A 20,384-nucleotide genomic window follows, 5' to 3' on the forward strand; every position below is an offset into this window, starting at 1 on the left:
CGATGACCACGTCCAAGGACGACCGGATCTCCGCGCTGCCCGCGCACCTGCGGGAGAAGCTGCGCCAGCGGCTCGCGGGCAAGGTGGCGGCCACCGCGCCGCGCGCCGACGAGATCCCGCCCGCGCCGCGCGACCGGCCGCTGCCGCTGTCCGCCGGTCAGCAGCGGCTGTGGTTCCTGGCCGAGTTCCAGCCCGGGAGCACCGAGTACACCAGCGCGCTGGCGCTGCGGCTCACCGGCGCGCTCGACCGGGACCGGCTGACCGCCGCGCTGCGCGGCCTGGTGCGGCGGCACGAGTCGCTGCGCACCACGTTCGACCAGGCCGACGGCCGCCCGGTGCAGGTCGTGCACGACCACGTGGACCTGGACGTCGTGCTGGTGGACGACCTGCGCCCCGAGCTGGACCGGCCGTTCGACCTGCGGCGGGGCCCGCTGTTCCGGGCGGCGCTGTTACCGGCGGCGACCGGCTCGGACGACGCCCACGTGCTGCTGCTGACCACGCACCACATCGTGGTGGACGGCTGGTCCCTGGGCCTGCTGGCCGAGGAGCTGGGCGCGCTGTACCGGGGCGAGGAGCTGCCGCCGCCGCGGTTGCAGTACGCCGACTACGCCGTGTGGCAGCAGGGCAGGCCGGTGGACGTCGGCTACTGGCGCACCCAGCTGGCCGGCGTGGCGCCGCTGGAGCTGCCCGCCGACCGGCCGCGACCGGCCGAGCGCACCTCCGCGGGCGCCGCGCACGAGCTGACCGTGCCGAAGGGCGTGGCCGACCGGCTCGCCCGGCTGGCCAGGGACAACGAGACCACGCTGTTCACCACCCTGATGGCGGCCGGGCAGCTGCTGCTGGCCCGCTACTCCGGGCAGGACGACATCGCGGTCGGCACGGTGACCAGCGGGCGCGACCGGCCCGAGCTGGCCGGCGTGGTCGGCTTCCTCGTCGGCACCGTGGTCATCCGGTCCACTGTGGACACCTCCCGGTCGTTCACCGAGTTCCTGGCGCAGGTCAACCGCACCGCGCTGGACGCGTTCGCCCACGACGACGTGCCGTTCGACCGGGTGGTGGAGGCCGTGGGCGCGCCGCGCGACCCGAGCCGCACGCCGCTGTTCGACGTCATGGTGGTGCTCCAGAACGCGGGCCGCGCGCTGCCCGAGCTGCCGGGCCTGCGGGTCGAGGAGCACCCGCTGACCCGCGACCAGGCGAACTTCGACCTGAGCATCGACTTCACCGCGGGCGACGACGGCCTGCACGTCCTGATGGAGTACAGCACCGAGCTGTTCGACGCGGCCACGGTCGACCGGATGGGCCGGCACCTGCTCGCCCTGCTGACCGGCGTCACCGAGGACCCGCACCGGCCGATGGGCGCGCTGCCGCTGCTGCTCGGCGACGAGCCGGACGGCCGCGGTCGCGCGCTGGACGTGTCCGCCACCACGTTCCAGCAGCTGTTCGAGGCGCAGGCCCGCCGCACCCCCGACGCCACCGCGCTGGTGTGCGGCGAGGACCGGCTGACCTTCGCCGAGCTGGAGGCGCGGGCGAACCGGCTGGCCCACCACCTGGTGGCCGAGGGCGTCGAGCCGGAGCAGGTGGTCGCGCTGTCGCTGCCGCGCGGCGTGGACGCCGTGGTCGGCATCCTGGGCATCCTCAAGGCGGGCGCGGTGTACCTGCCGGTCGACCCGGGCCTGCCCGAGGCGCGCCGGGCGCACCTGCTCGGCGACTCCGGCGCGGTGCTGGTGCTCGACGAGCCGGTGGACACCTCGGCGTACGCGGCCACCCGGCCGGCGGTGCCGGTCGACCCGGCGAACGCCGCCTACGTCATCTACACCTCCGGCTCGACCGGCCTGCCCAAGGGCGTCGTGGTCGAGCATCGGCAGCTGGTGCAGCTGTTCCACAACCACGTCACCGACTTCGCCCGCGAGCACATGCGGGTGGCGCTGTCCGCGGTGTTCTCGTTCGACACCTCGTGGGAGGGCCCGCTGCTGATGGCGGCAGGCCACGAGCTGCACGTGCTCCCCGACGAGGTGCGGCTGGAGCCGACCGCGCTGGTGGACTACGTGCGGGCCAACCGCATCGACTTCCTCGACCTCACCCCGTCCTACGTGCAGCAGCTGCTGCCCGCCGGGCTGCTCGACGGCGACCACGCGCCGAAGGTGCTGATGCTCGGCGGCGAGGCCCTGGGCACGGCGCTGTGGCAGGAGCTGGCGCGCTCCTCGGGCACGAGGGCCTACAACTTCTACGGGCCGACCGAGACGACCGTCGACGCGGTGTCCACGCCCGTGGTCGGCGACCGGCCGGTCATCGGCCGCCCGCTGGCCAACCTGACCGCGCGGGTGCTGGATGAGGAGCTGCGGCCGCTGCCGGTGGGCGTGCCGGGTGAGCTGTTCATCGCGGGCCCGCAGGTCGCGCGCGGCTACCTCGACCGGCCCGGCCTGACCGCCGACCGGTTCGTGGCCGACCCCCACGGCGAGCCCGGCTCGCGCATGTACCGGACCGGCGACCGGGTCCGGTGGCTGGCCGACGGGACGCTGGAGTACCTGGGCCGCAACGACGACCAGGTCAAGATCCGGGGCTACCGGATCGAGCTGGGCGAGGTCGAGGCCGCCCTGCTGGGTCACCCCGACGTGCGCGAGGCGGCCGTGGTCGCCCGCACCGAGAACGGCCACCCCCGGCTGGTCGCCTACGTGGTGACCACCGGTTCCGCCAACCTGCGCGAGCACCTGCGCCGGTCGCTCCCGGAGTACCAGGTCCCGTCCGCGTTCGTGGAGCTGGACCGCATCCCGCTGACGCCGAACGGCAAGCTGGACAAGGCCGCGCTGCCCGCGCCGCAGGCCGTGGGCGACGGCGAGTTCGTCGCGCCCCGCACGCCCGTGGAGGCCGAGCTGGCCCGGATCTGGGCCGAGGTGCTGGGCGCGGAGCGGGTCGGCGTCGAGGACAACTTCTTCGCGGTCGGCGGCGACTCGATCCTGTCGATCCAGCTGGTGTCCCGGGCCCGGCAGGCCGGGCTGCACCTGACCTCGCGCGACGTGTTCCGCCACCAGACCGTGGCGGAGCTGGCGCTGGTCGCGGGCACCGCCGCCGAGGTCGCGCCGCAGCGGGTGTTCACCGGTCCCGCGCCGCTGACCCCGATCCAGCGCTGGTTCTTCACCGAGCACGGCCCGCTGGCGCACTTCACCATGACGCTGCTGGTGGAGCTGGAGCCGGGCGTGGACGCCGAGGCGCTGCGGACCGCCGTGCACGCCGTGCTGGCGCACCACGACGCGCTGCGGCTGCGGTTCCACCAGGTCGACGGCCGGTGGGTGCAGGAGGTGGGCCCCGGGGACGGTGCCGGGGACGGCGCCGTGTTCCGCGTCGAGCGCGAGGCCGACGCCGAGACCGTGGCGCGCGAGGCGCAGCGGGGCCTGGACCTCGCCGCCGGTCCGCTGCTGCGGGCGGTGCTCTTCCCGGGCGAGCGGCCCGAGCTGCTGCTGACCGCCCACCACCTGGCGATGGACGGCGTGTCCTGGCGCGTGCTGCTGGGCGACCTGGAGCGGGCCTACCGGGGCCTGGCGCTGGAGCCGGTCGGCACGCCGTTCACGCAGTGGGCGCACCGGCTGGACGAGCACGTGCGCTCCGGCGCGCTCGACGGCGCGAAGGCGCACTGGGACGCGCTGCCCGAGCCCGGGTCGCTGCCCGTCGACCGGGACGGCGCGAACACGGCCGGCTCGGTGCGCACGGTGTCGGTGCGGCTGGACCGGGAGACCACCGAGGCGCTGCTGACCGCCGTGCCGCCGGTCTACCGGACGCAGGTCAACGACGTGCTGCTGAGCGCGCTGGGCCGCGCGCTGGCCGAGTGGACCGGGCGGGACGCGGTGGGCGTGGCGCTGGAGGGCCACGGCCGCGAGGAGCTGCTGCCGGGCGTGGACCTGTCCCGCACGGTCGGCTGGTTCACCACCCAGTTCCCGGTGGTGCTGCCGGTCCACCGGGACGGCGCCCGCCCGGACAGCACCGACGCCGACGGCACCCGCACCGATTGGGGCCGCACGCTCAAGGCCGTCAAGGAGTCCCTGCGCGCGGTCCCGCACAAGGGCCTGAGCTACGAGGCGCTGGGCGGCACCCGGCTGCCCGAGATCTCCTTCAACTACCACGGCCGGTTCGACGTGGCCGACGGCGGCTTCTACCGGGCGCGGCGCGACGCGGTCGGCGAGGACCTCGACCCCGGCCAGGCGCGCGGCCACCTGATCGACGTGATCGGCCTGGTCGAGCACGACGAGCTGGAGCTGGCCTGGCAGTACTCCGCCGAGGTGCACGACGAGGGCACCGTGCGGCGGCTGGCCGAGCGGGTGCTCAACGGGCTGCGCGAGATCGTGGCGCACTGCGCCGAGCCGGGCGCGGGCGGCCGCACGCCGAGCGACTTCCCGCTGGCGCGGCTCACCCAGGAGCAGGTGGACGCCGTGGTCGGGCCGGACGTCGAGGACGTCTACCCGCTCACCCCGCTCCAGGCGGGCATGGTCTTCCACAGCCTGGTCGAGCCCGGCGCGTACGTGGACCGGATGCGGCTGGTGCTCGACGGCGTCACCGACCCGGCCGCGCTGGAGCTGGCGTGGCAGCGGGTCGTGGACCGCACACCCGTGCTGCGCTCCAGCGTGGTCTGGGAGGGCTTGGACGAGCCGGTGCAGGTCGTGCACCGGGACGTCCGCCTGCCGTTCGGCCCGGTGGAGGGCGAGTTCGACCTGTCCACCGCGCCGCTGCTGCGGGTGCGGATCACCCCGCTGGACGGTGACCGGGTCGAGCTGGTCTGGTCGTCCCACCACGTGATCCTGGACGGCTGGAGCACCGCGCAGGTGTTCGGCGAGGTGCTGGAGCAGTACCGGGCGATCACCACCGGCGAGCCCGCGCGGCTGCCCGCGCGCCGGCCGTTCCGCGACTACCTGCGGTGGCTGGCCGAGCAGGACCGGGCCGAGGCCGAGGCGCACTGGCGCGCCGTGCTGGCCGACGTGGACGGCCCGACGCCGCTGCCGTTCGACCGCCCGCCGACCCAGGCGCACCGCGCCGAGGCGACCGGGTCGGTCGCGTTCTCCCTCGACCTCGGCGACGCGGCGCAGCGCGCGGGCCTGACCGTGAACACGGTGGTGCAGGGCGCGTGGGCGCTGCTGCTGTCCCGCGTCTCCGGCGAGGCCGACGTGGTGTTCGGCACCACGGTGTCGGGCCGCCCGGCCGAGCTGCCGGGCGTGGAGTCGATGGTCGGCATGCTGATCAACACCGTGCCCGCCCGCGCCTCGGTCGACCCGGGCGCGGAGGTGGGCGCGTGGCTGCGCGCGCTCCAGGCCGCGCAGGGCGAGGCGCGGCGGTTCGACCACGCCTCGCTGGCTGAGATCCAGTCGTGGGTCGGCACGCGGCTGTTCGACAGCGTCGTGGTGTTCGAGAACTACCCGTTCGAGCGCGACGGCGCCGGGCCGCGGGTGGCCGAGGTGGACGCGGTGGACAACACCACGCTGCCGCTGGCGCTCACCGCCTCCCTGACCGACCGGCTCAACCTGGACGTGGCCTACGACCCCGGGCTGTTCGACGCCGGGACCGCCCGGCGGCTGGCCGGTTGGCTGCGCGACCTGGTGACCGCGATCGCCGCCGACCCGTCGACGCGCGTCGCGGACCTGCCGTGGCTGTCCGCCGACGAGCGGCGGCAGGTGCTGGTCGAGTGGAACCGGACGGCGGCGGAGTTCCCCTCCGCGCTGTACCCGGAGGTGTTCGCCGAGCAGGCCCGCCGCACGCCCGACGCGACCGCGCTGGTGTTCCGCGGCCGGTCCTGGACCTTCGCCGAGGTCGAGGCCCGCGCCAACCGGCTGGCCCACCACCTCCTCGCGCACGGCGCGGGCCCGGAGCGGGTCGTCGCGCTGCGGCTGCCCAGGTCGGCCGACCTGGTGGTGGCGGTGCTGGCCGTGCTCAAGGCCGGCGCGGCGCACCTGCCGATCGACCCCCGGCTGCCCGCCGAGCGGGTGGACTTCCTGCTGCGCGACGCCGCGCCCGCCCTGGTGCTGGACGAGCTGCCGGACACCGACGGGTTCCCGGGCACCGCGCCCGAGGTCGTGCTGCGGCCCGAGCAGGCGGCCTACGTCATCTACACCTCGGGCTCGACCGGCACGCCCAAGGGCGTCGTGGTCGAGCACCGGCAGCTGGCGAACCTCTTCTACGCCAACCGGCGCGACCTGATGGACGAGCCGCTCAGGTTCGCGGTCACCGCCACGTTCTCCTTCGACACCTCGTGGGAGGGCCTGCTGTTCCTGGCCGCCGGGCACGAGCTGCACGTGGTGGACGACGACCTGCGCCTGGACCCGGCCGCGCTGGTGGCCTACGTGACCGAGCACGGCATCGGGATGCTCGACCTGACCCCGACCTACGCGCGCCAGCTCGTGCAGGCCGGCCTGCTGGACAGCGGGCTGCGCAGGCTCATGCTCGGCGGCGAGGCCGTCGACGAGGCGCTGTGGCGGGAGATCGCCGCGTCCCCGGTGGTGGGCTTCAACTACTACGGGCCGACCGAGGTCACCGTGGACTCGGTGGCCACGCCGGTCACCGGTGACCGGCCCGTGATCGGCCGCCCGCTGCACAACCTGGCCGCGTACGTGCTCGACGCCGACCTGCGGCCGGTGCCGCCGGGCGTGCCGGGCGAGCTGTTCCTCGCGGGACCGCAGGTCGCGCGAGGCTACCTCGGGCGACCCGGCCTGACCGCCGACCGGTTCGTGGCCGACCCGTTCGGGGCGCCCGGCTCGCGCATGTACCGGACCGGCGACCGGGTCCGGTGGCTCGCGGTCGGCGGAGCCGACGATCAGGCGCTGCGGGGACTCCTCGACTACCTCGGCCGCAACGACGACCAGGTCAAGATCCGCGGCTTCCGGATCGAGCTGGGCGAGGTGGAGTCGGCGCTGGCCGACGTGCCCGGCGTGCGCGAGGCGGCCGTGGTGGTCCGCGGCAACCGGCTGATCGGCTACGTCACCGGCGCGCCGGAGACCGACGCGCGCGACGTGCTGGCCCGCGCGCTGCCGGACTACATGGTGCCCTCGGCCGTGGTGGTGCTGGACGCGCTGCCGCTGTCCCCGAGCGGCAAGCTGGACCGCCGGGCGCTGCCGGAACCGGACTTCTCCGGCGAGCACGTCGCGCCGCGCACCGACGCGGAGCGGATCGTGGCCGGCGTGGTCGCGGACGTGCTCGGCCTGGAGCGGGTCGGCGCGACGGACGACTTCTTCGCCCTCGGCGGCGACTCGATCCTCAGCATCCGCGTGACCTCCCGGTTGCGCGCGGCGTTCGGCGTGCAGCTGTCGCCGCGCGCGGTGTTCGAGCACCCCACGGTTTCCGGCCTCGCCACCGCGGTGACCGGAAGGGCAGGAGTGGACGCCATCCCGGTGATCCCGCGCGATGGCGTCCACGGCCCCCTCGTCCACGAGCAGTCCCCCGCGCAGAAGCGGCTGTGGTTCCTGGACCAGTTCGAGCCGAACAGCACCGAGTACGTCACGCCCACGGCCCTGCGCCTGCACGGTCCGCTGGACCTCGACGCGCTGCGGCGCGCGCTCAACGGCCTGGTGGCGCGGCACGAGTCGCTGCGCACCACGTTCGACGACGGCGTGCAGCTCGTCCACGAGCCCTACGAGGTGCCGCTCGCGGTCGAGGACGCGGACTGGGAGGACGTGCTCCACCAGGAGGTGAGCACGCCGTTCGACCTGCGCCGCGGCCCGCTGCTGCGGGTCCGGCTGGTGCGCGTGGCCGCCGAGGAGCACGTGCTCGTGCTGACCCTGCACCACATCGTCACCGACGGCTGGTCCACCGGCGTGCTGGCCCGCGACCTGGGCGAGCTGTACGCGGGCCGGGAGCTGCCGCCGCCGCCGGTGCAGTACGTGGACTACACGGCCTGGCACCAGGCCCCGCCGGTGGACTACTGGGCGCGCCGGCTGGCCGGGGTGCCGCCGCTGGAGCTGCCCACCGACCGGCCGCGCGCGGCCGTGCGCGGCGTGGCGGGCGCGATGCACGGGTTCACCGTGCCCGCGCCGGTCGCGGAGGCGCTGAAGTCCCTGGCCGCGCGGCGCGGGGACACCCTGTTCACCGCGCTCGTCGCGGCCACCCAGGCACTGCTGGCCCGCTACACCGGGCAGGACGACATCGCGGTGGGCACCGCGGTGTCCGGGCGCGGCCGGGCCGAGCTGGACGACGTGGTCGGCCTGTTCGTCAACACCGTGGTGCTGCGCTCCACAGTGGACCTCCGGCGCTCCTTCGACGAGTTCCTGGCGCAGGTCCGCACCACCGTGCGGGACGGGTTCGCGCACCAGGACGTGCCGTTCGAGCGGGTGGTCGAGGCCGTGCGGCCTGACCGCGACCCGAGCCGCAACGCCCTGTTCGACGCCATGGTGCTGCTCCAGAACACCGGCGACGAGCTGCCGGAGCTGCCCGGCCTGCGGGCCGAGGAGGTCGGGCTGCCGCTGCTCACCTCGACCTGCGACCTCACCTTCGAGTTCGGCGAGTCCGGCGGCGAGCTGCGCGGCGCGGTCGAGTACAGCACCGAGCTGTTCGACGCGGAGACCGTGGACCGGATGACGCGGCACCTGGTGGCGCTGCTGGCGGGCGTCACCGCCGACCCGGACCGGCCGCTGGCCGAGGTGTCCCTGCTGCTGGGCGACGAGCCCGACGGGCGCGGCGAGCCGCTGGAGGTCGCGGGCGGCACGTTCCCGGAGCTGTTCGAGGCCCAGGCCGCCCGCACGCCGGACGCCGCGGCGCTGGTCTGCGGCGACGAGCGGCTGACCTTCGCCGAGGTGGACGCCCGCGCCAACCGGCTGGCCCACCACCTGCTCGCGCGGGGGGCGGGCCCGGAGCGGGTCGTGGCGGTGTCGCTGCCGCGCTCGGCGGACTCCGTGGTCGCGATCCTGGCCGCGCACAAGGCGGGCGCGGTGTACCTGCCGGTCGACCGGGACCTGCCGCGCGAGCGGGTCGAGTACCTGCTGTCCGACGCGAAGCCGGTGCTGGTGCTGGACGAGGTGCCCGACCTGGGCGCGTTCCCCGCGACCAGGCCGGACGTGGTCGTGCGGCCGGACCAGGCCGCCTACGTGATCTACACGTCCGGGTCCACCGGCCGGCCCAAGGGCGTGGTGGTGGAGCACGGGCAGCTGGCCAACCTGTTCCACAACCACCGCGACGCGTTCGGCGGCTTCGGCCGGCTGCGGGTCGCGCTCACCGCGGTGTTCTCCTTCGACACCTCGTGGGAGGGCCCGCTGCTGATGGCGGCCGGCCACGAGCTGCACGTGATCACCGAGGACGTGCGGCTGGAGCCGGACGCCCTGGTCGACTACGTCCGGGCGCGCCGGATCGACTTCATGGACCTGACCCCGTCGTACGCGCAGCAGCTGCTGCCCGCCGGGCTGCTCGACGGCGACCACGCGCCGAAGGTGCTGTCGCTGGGCGGCGAGGCGCTGCCCGCGGCCCTGTGGCGGGAGCTGGCCGGCGCGCCCACCACCGCGTTCAACTACTACGGCCCCACCGAGGTGACCGTGGACTCGGTCGCCACCCGGGTGACCGGCGACCGGGCGCTGATCGGGCGCCCGCTGCGCAACCTCGTGGCGCGCGTGCTCGACGAGGACCTGAGGCCCGCCCCGGTGGGCGTGCCGGGCGAGCTGTTCCTGGCCGGCCCGCAGGTCGCGCGCGGCTACCTCGACCGGCCCGGCCTGACCGCCGACCGGTTCGTGGCCGACCCGTACGGCGAGCCCGGCTCGCGCATGTACCGCACGGGCGACCGGGTGCGCTGGGTGGGCGACCAACTGGAGTACCTCGGCCGCACCGACGACCAGGTCAAGATCCGGGGCTTCCGGATCGAGCCGGCCGAGGTCGAGGCCGCGCTGCTGGAGCACCCCGAGGTGGCGCAGGCGACCGTGGTGGCCCACGCGCACCACGGCCACCAGCGGCTGGTGGCCTACACCGCCGGCACCGCGACCGACCTGGGCGCGTGGCTCAAGCAGCGGCTGCCGGACTACCTGGTGCCCTCGGCGTTCGTGGCGCTGGACGCCCTGCCGCTGACGCCGAGCGGCAAGGTGGACCGGCGGGCGCTGCCCGCGCCGACGTTCACCGACGAGGCCGGCTACGTGGCCCCGGAGGCGGGCGTGCCCGCGCGGCTGGCGGGGATCTGGGCCGAGGTGCTGGGCGTCGAGCGGGTCGGCGCGCGGGACAACTTCTTCGCGCTGGGCGGCGACTCGATCCTGTCCATGCAGGTGGTGTCCCGGGCCCGCCAGGCGGGGCTGAAGCTGACCTCCAAGGACATCTTCCTGCGGCAGACGATCGCGGACCTGGCGCTCGCGGTGACCGAGCACGCCGGGCAGGCGCACGAGGTCGTGACCGGGCCGGTGCCGCTCACCCCGATCCAGCGGTGGTTCTTCACCGACTGCGTTTCATCCCATGGGGTCCCCCTGGCGCACTACACCATGTCCGTGGTCGTGGAGCTGGGCGCGGTCGAGCCGGGCGCGGTGCGCGACGCCGTGCGGGCCGTGCTCGCCCACCACGACGCGCTGCGCACCCGGTTCACCCGGGCGGACGGGGTGTGGCAGCAGGAGGTCGTGCCGGTCGAGGCCGCGGGGTTCGGGGCAGCCGGGTTCGAGGACGCCGGCGTGTTCCGGGTCGCGGTCGACGACCTGCGCACCGAGGCCGAGCGGGCGCGGGCCTCGTTGGACCCGGGGCGCGGTCCGCTGCTGCGGGCGGTGCTGTTCGACGACGGGCGGCTGTTCCTCACCGCGCACCACCTGGTGGTGGACGCGGTGTCGTGGCGGGTGGTCCTGTCGGACCTGGAGACCCTGCTCGCGGGCGGTGCCCTGCCGCCCCGGACCACGGCGTTCGCGGACTGGGCGCGGCGGCTGGACCGGCACGTCCGGGACGGCCGGTTCGACCACGCCCTGCCGCACTGGGCCGGGCTGCCGGTCGAGGAGCGCGTGCCGACCACCGCGGGCACCGCGCGCAGCGTGTCCGTGCGCCTGGGGCGCGCCGAGACCGAGGCGCTGCTGCGCGACGTGCCCGAGGCGTACCGGACGCAGGTCAACGACGTGCTGCTGACCGCGCTGGCGTGGGCGTTCGAGGGCCGCGCGCTGGTGGCGCTGGAGGGCCACGGCCGCGAGGAGCTGTTCGACGGCGTGGACCTGTCGCGCACGGTCGGCTGGTTCACCGCCCAGTTCCCGGTGTCGCTGGAGCTGCCCGGCGGGGTAACCGGTTCGGGCGACTGGGGCGACGCGCTGAAGGCGGTCAAGGAGCAGCTGCGCGCGGTGCCGGACAAGGGGCTGAGCTACGAGGCCCTGAAGTACGGCGGCCGCGACCTGGCCGGCGCGCTGCCCCGGGTGTGCTTCAACTACCTGGGCCAGTGGGACGACGAGGTCACCGAGGCCGAGCACGGCGAGGAGGTGCCCGCCGACTTCGTCCGGGGCCACCTGCTCGACATCACCGCCGCCGTGGCGGCGGGTGAGCTGGTGCTGGACTGGGAGTACTCCACCGAGGCCCACGACGAGGCCGCGGTGCGGGCGCTGGCCGACCGGATGTGCGAGGCGCTGCGCGCGATCGCGGAGTTCTGCGCGCGGCCGGGGGCGTGGGGCCGCACCCCGTCGGACTTCCCGCTGGCGGGGCTGACCGCCGAGCAGGTCGACCGGATCGCAGACCGGGACGTGGAGGACGTCTACCCGCTCACCCCGCTCCAGGCGGGGATGCTGTTCCACGACCTGGTGGACGGCGGCACGGCCTACTTCAACCAGATGCGGGTGCGGCTGACCGGCGTGTCCGACCCGGGCCGGCTGGGCGAGGCGTGGCAGCGCGTGGTGGACCGCACCCCGATCCTGCGCTCCGGCGTGGTCTGGGAGGGCCTGGACGAGCCGGTGCAGGTGGTGCGGCGCGGCGTGCGGGTGCCGATCGCGTACGCGGAGGTGACCGACGAGCTGGTCGCGGCCGACGCCGCGGCGGGCATGGACCTGGCCGGGCCGTCGCTGATGCGGCTGGCCATCGGGCGGGTGTCGGACACCGAGGTCGACCTGCTGTGGACCTCGCACCACCTGGTCCTGGACGGCTGGAGCACCGCGCAGGTGTTCGGCGAGGTGCTGGCCGAGTACGCGGGCGAGGCGCCCACCGCGCGCCGCCCGTTCCGCGACTACCTGGCGTGGCTGGCCGAGCAGGACCAGGCCGCCGCCGAGGCGCACTGGCGGGGCGTGCTGGCGGGCGTGGAGTCGCCCACGCCGCTGCCGTTCGACCGGGCCCCGGAGCAGGCGCACCGGGCCGAGTCGTCCGCGCAGGTCGTGCTGGACCTGCCGGTCGACCGGCTGGACGCGGTCGCCCGCGGCCACGGCCTGACGGTGAACACCCTGGTGCAGGGCGCGTACGCGCTGCTGCTGGCCCGCACCGCCGGGCAGTGGGACGTGGTGTTCGGCAGCACGGTGTCCGGCCGCCCGGCCGAGCTGCCCGGGGTCGAGTCGATCACCGGCATGTTCATCAACACCGTGCCCTCGCGCGTGGTGGTGGAGCCGGACGCGGTCGCCGCGGACTGGCTGCGCCGCCTCCAGGAGGAGCAGACCGAGTCGCGGCGGTTCGACTTCGTGTCGCTGGCCCAGGTGCAGCAGTGGGCGGGCACGCGGCTGTTCGACAGCCTGCTGGCGTTCGAGAACTACCCGGTGGACAAGGACTCCCCGGACGGCGCGCCGGCCATCGGGGACGTGGACAGCCTGGACACGACCACCTACCCGCTGACCGTGCGGGCGTACGCGGACGACTCGCTGCACGTGGAGCTGACCTACGACCCGAGGCTGTTCGACGAGCGCACCGTCCGGGTGCTGGGCGAGCGGCTGGCCCGGCTGCTGGACGCGCTCGGCGCGGACCCGCTGCGGCGGGTGGCGGAGCTGCCGTGGTTGTCCGACACCGAGCTGGAGCAGGTGCTGGTGTCGTGGAACGGCGCCGCCCCCGCGACGCCGGTGGATGGCACGATCCCGTCGCTGTTCGCCGCGCAGGCGGCGCGCACGCCGGACGCGGTGGCGGTGACCTGCCGGGGCGAGTCGCTGACCTACCGGGAGCTCGACGAGCGGGCCAACCGGCTCGCCCACCACCTGCTCGCGGCGGGCGCCGGACCGGAAACCCTGGTGGCGCTGAAGTTCCCGCGCTCACTGGACCTCGTCGTCGCCGTGCTGGGCGTGCTCAAGTCGGGCGCGGCGTACCTCCCGATCGACCCCGACTACCCGGCCGACCGCGTCGCCTACATGGTCGCGGACGCCTGGCCGGTGCTGACCCTCCAGAAGCTGCCCGACCTGGCCGGGCTGCCGACGAGCCCGCCGGACGTGGTGGTGCGGCCGGAGAACAAGGCGTACGTGATCTACACGTCCGGTTCGACGGGCAAGCCCAAGGGCGTGGTCGTCCCCCACGCCAACGTGGTGCGGCTGATGACGCGGACCGAGCAGTGGTTCGGCTTCGGGCCCGACGACGTGTGGACGCTCTTCCACAGCTACGCCTTCGACTTCTCGGTCTGGGAGCTCTGGGGCCCCCTGCTCTACGGCGGCCGGCTCGTGGTGGTGCCGTTCGAGGTCTCCCGCTCCCCGCGCGACTTCGCCCGGCTGCTGGTCGACGAGGGCGTCACGGTCCTCAACCAGACCCCGTCCGCGTTCTACCAGCTGCTGGCCGAGACCTCCGAGCTGCCGTCGATCCGGTACGTGATCTTCGGCGGTGAGGCGCTCGACGTCCGCAAGGTGACGGCGTGGCGCGGGCCCGGCGCGCTGATCAACATGTACGGCATCACCGAGACCACGGTCCACGTCACCTGGACCCACGCGGACGGCACGATCGGCGTGCCGATCCCCGACCTGCGGGTCTACGTGCTCGACGAGGACCTGCGGCCGGTCGCGCCGGGCGTGGTCGGCGAGATGTACGTGGCGGGTCCCGGCCTGGCGCGCGGCTACCTCAAGCGGCCCGGCCTGACCGCGTCCCGGTTCGTCGCCAACCCGTTCGGGGAGCCCGGCGAGCGCATGTACCGCAGCGGCGACCTCGCCCGCTGGGCGGACGGGCGGCTGGAGTACTTCGGTCGCGCCGACCAGCAGGTGAAGATCCGCGGGTTCCGCATCGAGCTGGGCGAGATCGAGGCGGTGCTGGCCCGGCACGCGGCCGTGGCGCAGGTCGCCGTGGTGGTGCGCGAGGACCGGCTGGTCGCCTACTGCGTGGCCGGCGGCGAGTCGGACGCCTCGGGGTCGGACGCCTCGGGGTCGGACACCTCGGGGTCGGACACCTCGGGATCGGACGCGGCGCTGGACGCGGCGGGCCTCCGGGCGCACGCCGCGCGGTCGCTGCCCGACTACATGGTGCCCACCGCGTTCGTGGCGCTGGAGCGGCTGCCGCTCAACGCCAACGGCAAGCTGGACCGGGCCGCGCTGCCCGCGCCCGAGCGGGAGGCGTCGGCGGCGGGCGGGTTCGTCCCGCCGCGCACCGAGGCCGAACGCCGGGTCGCGGACGTGTGGGCCGAGGTGCTGGGCCTGGACGCGGTCGGCGTGGAGGACAACTTCTTCGCGCTGGGCGGCGACTCCATCTCCAGCATCCGCGTGGTGTCGAAGCTGCGCTCCTCGTTCGACCTGTCGCCGCGCGACGTGTTCGAGCACCCGACCGTGGGCGCGCTGGCGGCCCGGCTGTCCACGGCGGGCGGGTCGGCCATCCCGCGCGCCGAGGGCGCGCCGCCGCTGTCGTTCGCGCAGCAGCGGCTGTGGTTCCTGGACCAGTTCCAGCCCGGCGGCACCGAGTACGTGACGCCGCTGGCCGTGCGGCTGCGCGGCGGGCTGGACGTGCCGGGGCTGGAGCGGGCGCTGACCGCGCTGGTGGCGCGGCACGACCAGCTGCGCACCGCGTTCCCGGCGGTGGACGGGCTCCCGGTCGCGGAGGTCCACCCGCCCGCGCCGGTCGTGCTGCCGGTGGTGGCCGCGCTGCCGGAGGTGGAGCCGTTCGACCTGACCACCGGGCCGCTGTTCCGGCCGGTGCTGGTGCGGCACGCGGACGACGACCACACGCTGGCGCTGACGATGCACCACATCGTCACCGACGGCTGGTCCGGCGGCGTGCTGATGTCCGACCTCGCCGCGCTGTACGGCGGCGAGGAGCTGCCGCCGCTGCCGATCTCCTACGGCGACTTCGCGGCCTGGCAGCGGCAGCAGCCGCTGGACACCCAGCTCGGGTACTGGCGCGAGCAGCTGGCGGGCGTGCCCGCGCTGGAGCTGCCGACCGACCGGCCCCGGCCCCCGGTGCAGACCACGGCGGGCGCGCAGACCGAGTTCGCGGTGCCCGCGCCGGTGGTGGCGCGGCTGCGCCGGCTGGCCCGGGACGTGGACGGCACGCTGTTCACCGCGCTGGTCGCGGCCTGCCAGGTGCTGTTCCACCGCTGGTCCGGGCAGGACGACTTCGCGCTGGGCACGGTGGCCTCCGGGCGCGAGCGGCCGGAGACGCAGGACCTGGTCGGGTTCTTCGTCAACACGCTGGCGCTGCGGGCGCGGATCGACCCGGCGGAGAGCTTCCCGGCGTTCCTGGCCCGCACGCGGCGTGCGGTGCTGGACGCGTTCACCCACCAGGACGTGCCGTTCGAGCGGGTGGTGGACGCGGTGCAGCCCGACCGGGACACCAGCCGCACGCCGCTGTTCCAGGCGGTGGTGGCGCTCCAGAACGCGCCGCAGGCGCAGGGCTTCCCCGGCCTGGCCGCCGAGGACGTGGCGCAGTCGGTGGTCAGCGCCGCGTTCGACCTGACGGTGGAGTTCACCGAGGTCGACGACGGCGGCCTGCACGGGTCGGTCGAGTACAACACCGACCTGTTCGACGCGGTCACGGCGGACCGCCTGGTGGCGCACCTGCTGGTGCTGCTGGACGGGATCGCCGAGGACGCCGACCGGCCGCTGTGGGCGCTGCCCGTGCTGCCGGCGGCCGAGCGGGAGCTGCTGGGGACGTGGGGTTCCGGCGGGCCGGGCGCCCGGGGGCCGGGGCTGGTGGCCCTGGTCGAGGCGCAGGTCGCGCGGGTGCCCGACGCCCTGGCCACGACCGGCGCGGCGGACGTGACGTTCGCCGAGCTGAACGCGCGGGCCAACCGGCTGGCGCACCACCTGATCGACCTGGGCGCGGGACCGGAGCGGGTCGTGGCGCTGCGGCTGCCGCGGTCGGTGGACCTGCTGGTGGCCGAGCTGGCGGTGCTCAAGGCGGGCGCGGCGTTCCTGCCGGTCGACCCCGCCTACCCGGCCGAGCGGATCGAGTTCATGCTCGCCGACGCGAAGCCGCTGGTCGTGCTGGACGGCCCGGTGGACACCTCCGGTCAGCCGGGGACCAACCCCGTGGTGGCGGTGCGGCCGGACCACCCCGCGTACGTGATCTACACGTCGGGGTCGACCGGGCGGCCGAAGGGCGTCGTGGTGTCGCACGCCGGGCTGGCGGCCTTCTCGGCGGCCGAGATCGCGCACTTCGACGTGCGACCGGGCGACCGGGTGCTGGAGTTCTCCTCCCCCAGCTTCGACGCCTCGGTGCTGGAGCTGTGCATGGCGTGGCCGGCGGGCGCGGCGCTGGTCGTGCCGCCGCCGGGACCGCTGCTGGGCGACCAGCTGGCCGAGGTCGTCGACCGGCACGGGGTGACGCACGCGCTGATCCCGCCGGTGGCGCTGGCCACCGTGCCGGACGGGGCGGAGCTGCCGACGTTCCGGACGCTGGTCGTGGGCGGCGACGCCTGCTCGGCGGACCTGGTGCGCCGGTGGGCCCCGGGCCGAAGGATGATCAACGCCTACGGGCCGACCGAGTCCACCGTGGTGACCTCGTGGAGCGAGCCGCTGGAGCCGGGCGGCGCGCCGCCGATCGGGCGGCCGATCCCCGGCACCGACGTGCACGTGCTGGACGCCGCGCTGCGGCCGGTGCCGGTCGGCGTGCCCGGTGAGCTGTACGTGTCGGGCATCGGCCTGGCGCGCGGCTACCTGGACCGGCCGGGCCTGACCGCGCAGCGGTTCCCGGCCAACCCGTTCGGCCCGCCCGGCTCGCGGATGTACCGCACGGGCGACGTGGTGCGGTGGAACCGGGACGGGGTGCTGGAGTTCGTCGGCCGCGCCGACGAGCAGGTGAAGATCCGCGGGTTCCGGGTGGAGCTGGGCGAGATCGAGACCGCGCTGGTCGAGCACCCGGACGTGCGCGAGGCGGTCGTGGTGGCGCGGGCGGACGCGCGCGGCCACAAGCGGCTGGTCGCCTACGTCGTGGGCGAGGTCGCGAAGCTGCGCGAGTTCCTGGGCGAAACGCTGCCGGACTACCTGGTGCCGTCGGTGTTCGTGCCGCTGGACGTGCTGCCGATGAGCCCCAACGGGAAGGTGGACCGGGCGAAGCTGCCCGAGCCGGACCTCTCCGGCATCGGCGGGGCCGAGCACGTGCCGCCGTCCGGGCCGGTGCAGGAGGCGCTGGCCGCGGTGTGGGCCGACGTGCTGGGCGTGCCGCGGGTCGGGGCGGAGGACAACTTCTTCTCCCTGGGCGGCGACTCGATCCTGTCCATGCAGGTGGTGGCGCGGTCCCGGCAGGCCGGCTACCGGTTCACCACGCGGGACCTGTTCACCAACCAGACGATCGCCTCGCTGGCGCCGCACGTGACCGTGGAGGTCTCGTCGGCCGACGGCCGGGCGGCGGTGGTGGGCGAGGTGCCGCTGACGCCGATCCAGCACTGGTTCCTGCACTCCGGGCGGCGCAACCCGCACCACTTCAACCAGTCGCACCTGGTGGAGCTGGACCCGGCGGTGGACGTGGACGCGCTGCGGCGGGCCCTGGGCACCCTGGTGGCGCACCACGACGCGCTGCGGCTGCGGTTCACCCTGGAGGACGGGGTGTGGCGGCAGCGCAACGAGGACGTGGACGCCGGGGCCGAGGTGCTGACCGTGGTCGACGGCGACGCCGACCTGGAGGCGGTCGCGGACGAGGTGCACGCCTCGTTCGACATCGGCGCGGGACCGCTGTTCCGGGCGGTGCTGTTCCGCCGCGACCAGCCGCTGCTGCTGCTCGTCGGGCACCACCTGGTGGTGGACGGCGTGTCGTGGCGGGTGCTGCTGGACGACCTGGAGACGGTCTACGGCGGCGGCGACCTCGGCGCGAAGACCACCTCGTACCAGGAGTGGTCGCGCAAGCTGGAGGCCCACGTGCTCGGCGGCGGGCTGAACCGGGAGCTCGAGCACTGGACGATGGAGTTCCCGGAGTTCCCCCGGCCCGGGGACGCGGCCGCGGCGGTGACCGTGGAGCTGTCCGAAGAGGACACCGAGGCGCTGCTGCGCGGCGCGCCCGCCGCCTACCGCACGCGGATCAACGACGTGCTGCTGGCCGCGCTGGCGTGGGCGCTCTCGCGGTGGACCGGGTCGTCGCGGGTCGCGGTGGACCTGGAGGGCCACGGCCGCGAGGACGTGCTGGACGACGTGGACCTCTCGCGGACCGTCGGCTGGTTCACCACGGTGTTCCCGGTGGCGCTGGAGGTCGACGACGCCGGCGGCTGGCGCGACCGGGTGAAGGCGGTGCGGCGGCAGCTGCGGTCCGTGCCCGGCAACGGCTTCGGCTACGGGGCCCTGCGCCAACACGGCCTGGTGCCCGACCGCGGGCGGCCCGCGGTGTCGTTCAACTACCTCGGCCAGTTCGACACGGGCCAGTCCTCCGGTGGCGCGGACGGCCCGACCGGCCTGTACCGGGCGGTGCTGCCGTCGGTCGGCCGGGACCACGACCCGGCGGACGCCGGCGACCACCTGGTCGACGTGGTCGGCGAGGCGGGCAAGACCCTCGGGTTCACCTGGTACCACCACCCGTCGGCGCACCCGACCGCCGAGGTGGAGGCGGTCGCGGCCGACTTCGCCGCGGCGCTGCGGGCCATCGCCGAGGACTGCCGGGGGGCGCTGTGACGGTGTCCCTGGCGCGCAACCGCAACTACACCCTGCTGTGGGGCGGGCAGGCGCTGGCCGAGGTCGGGTTCAGCGCCACCGTCCTGGCCCTGCCGCTGCTGGTGTACGCGGTCACCGGGTCCTGGTTCGTGGCGGGCCTGGCGCTGACCGTCGACTCGGCGGCTCAGCTGCTGGTGGGGCTGCCCGCGGGCGCCCTGGTCGACCGCTGGGACCGACGCCGGATCATGCTGTGCTGCGAGGCGGCGCAGGTGGTCGCGCTGGCCGGCCTGGTGGCCGCGGTGTGGTTCGACTCGGTGACGGTGCCGCACGTGCTGGCGGTGGCGGCGGTGCTCGGCGTGTGCCGGGCGATGTTCGAGCCGGCCGAGGACGCGTGCCTGCCGCGCCTGGTGCCCGAGTCGCAGCTGGCGACCGCGGTGGCGATGAACACCGCCCGGTCGCAGCTGGGGCAGATGGGCGGCACCGCGCTGGGCGGCGTGCTGTTCGGCGTGGCCCGGTGGCTGCCGTTCCTGCTGGACCTGGTCACGCACGTGCTGGCGTTCGTGGCGCTGCTGTTCCTGCGGGTGCCGCCGACCGAGCGGGTGGTGGAGCGGCAGCACCTGCTGCGCGAGATCGGCGCGGGCCTGCGCTGGGTGTGGGGCCGGGCCGAGGTGCGGGTGACGGCGCTGTGCGCGGTGGTGCTGAACCTGTTCTTCACCGCGTTCTACCTGGTGGTCATCGGGCTCGCGCAGGGCCGCGGCGCGTCGGAGGCCGAGATCGGCGTGATGGCCGCGATGCTCGGCGTCGGCGGGGTGCTCGGTGCCCTGGCCGCGCCGCGGCTGCACCGGTCGCTCGGGCCGTTCCGGTCCATCGCCTCGGTGTTCTGGGCGCTGTGCCTGCTGACCCCGCTGGCGCTGGTGCTGGACTCGCCCTACCTGCTGGGCGGGATGTTCGCCCTGATGACGTTCCTGGCGCCGACCGCCAACACCACCATCGGCACGTACCAGCTGCTGCTCACCCCGGACGAGCTGCGCGGGCGGATGAGCGGTGTGATGGCGGTGGTCGTGGGGACGGCGGGCGCGATCGGCCCGCTGGTCGGCGGCGCGCTGACCGAACTGCTGTCCGCGCACGCGGCCGTGACCGCGTGCGCGGTGGGGATTTTCTTGATCACGGTGTTCGTCACGGTCAACCCGACGCTGCGCGGGTACGGGAAAGATCTGATCCAGGAGGAAGAAGAGGCATGAGGGACGACATCACCTACCAGGTTCTGGTGAACGACGAGGGCCAGTACTCGCTGTGGCCCGCGCACCACGAGGTCCCGGCCGGGTGGCGGTTCGAGGGCACCCGCGGCACCAAGGACGAGTGCTCGGCCCACGTGGACGAGGTCTGGACGGACATGCGCCCGGCTTCGCTGCGCGCGGCCATGGACTGAGGCGCGGCCTCCCCGGGCGGGGGTGGCCGGCGCACGTCGCAGGCCACCCGAGCCCGAGCACCCCGGTGACCCGGGTACCCGGGTCACCGGGGTCTCCAGGTCACCCGGGT

At 75.0% G+C, this 20,384-nt stretch carries 3 protein-coding genes; all 3 read left to right on the forward strand.

Annotated elements, in window-relative coordinates; genetic code table 11:
• Window positions 1-2: 2 nt before the first annotated feature.
• Genes Q5530_RS01005 through Q5530_RS01015 form a run of 3 tightly spaced genes read left to right on the forward strand, consistent with a single transcriptional unit; the run spans window position 3 to window position 20,274 of the window.
• Window positions 3-18,866 (forward strand): non-ribosomal peptide synthase/polyketide synthase, encoded by an 18,864-nt coding sequence (locus tag Q5530_RS01005; RefSeq protein WP_415360031.1) that lies wholly within the window; start codon window positions 3-5, stop codon window positions 18,864-18,866.
• On the forward strand, window positions 18,863-20,086 hold the full coding sequence (locus Q5530_RS01010; protein WP_380637239.1) for an MFS transporter: 1,224 nt from the start codon (window positions 18,863-18,865) through the stop codon (window positions 20,084-20,086). The genes Q5530_RS01005 and Q5530_RS01010 overlap by 4 nt, the downstream gene beginning before the upstream one ends.
• Window positions 20,083-20,274 carry an MbtH family protein gene (locus tag Q5530_RS01015; protein ID WP_380637240.1) on the forward strand — a complete coding sequence of 64 codons (192 nt, stop codon included), beginning with the start codon at window positions 20,083-20,085 and terminating at the stop codon, window positions 20,272-20,274. The genes Q5530_RS01010 and Q5530_RS01015 overlap by 4 nt, the downstream gene beginning before the upstream one ends.
• The last annotated feature ends 110 nt before the right edge of the window (window positions 20,275-20,384 follow it).

Origin of the sequence: Saccharothrix sp. BKS2 (genome assembly GCF_047689505.1) — a bacterium.
GTDB lineage: Bacteria > Actinomycetota > Actinomycetes > Mycobacteriales > Pseudonocardiaceae > Actinosynnema > Actinosynnema lopnurensis.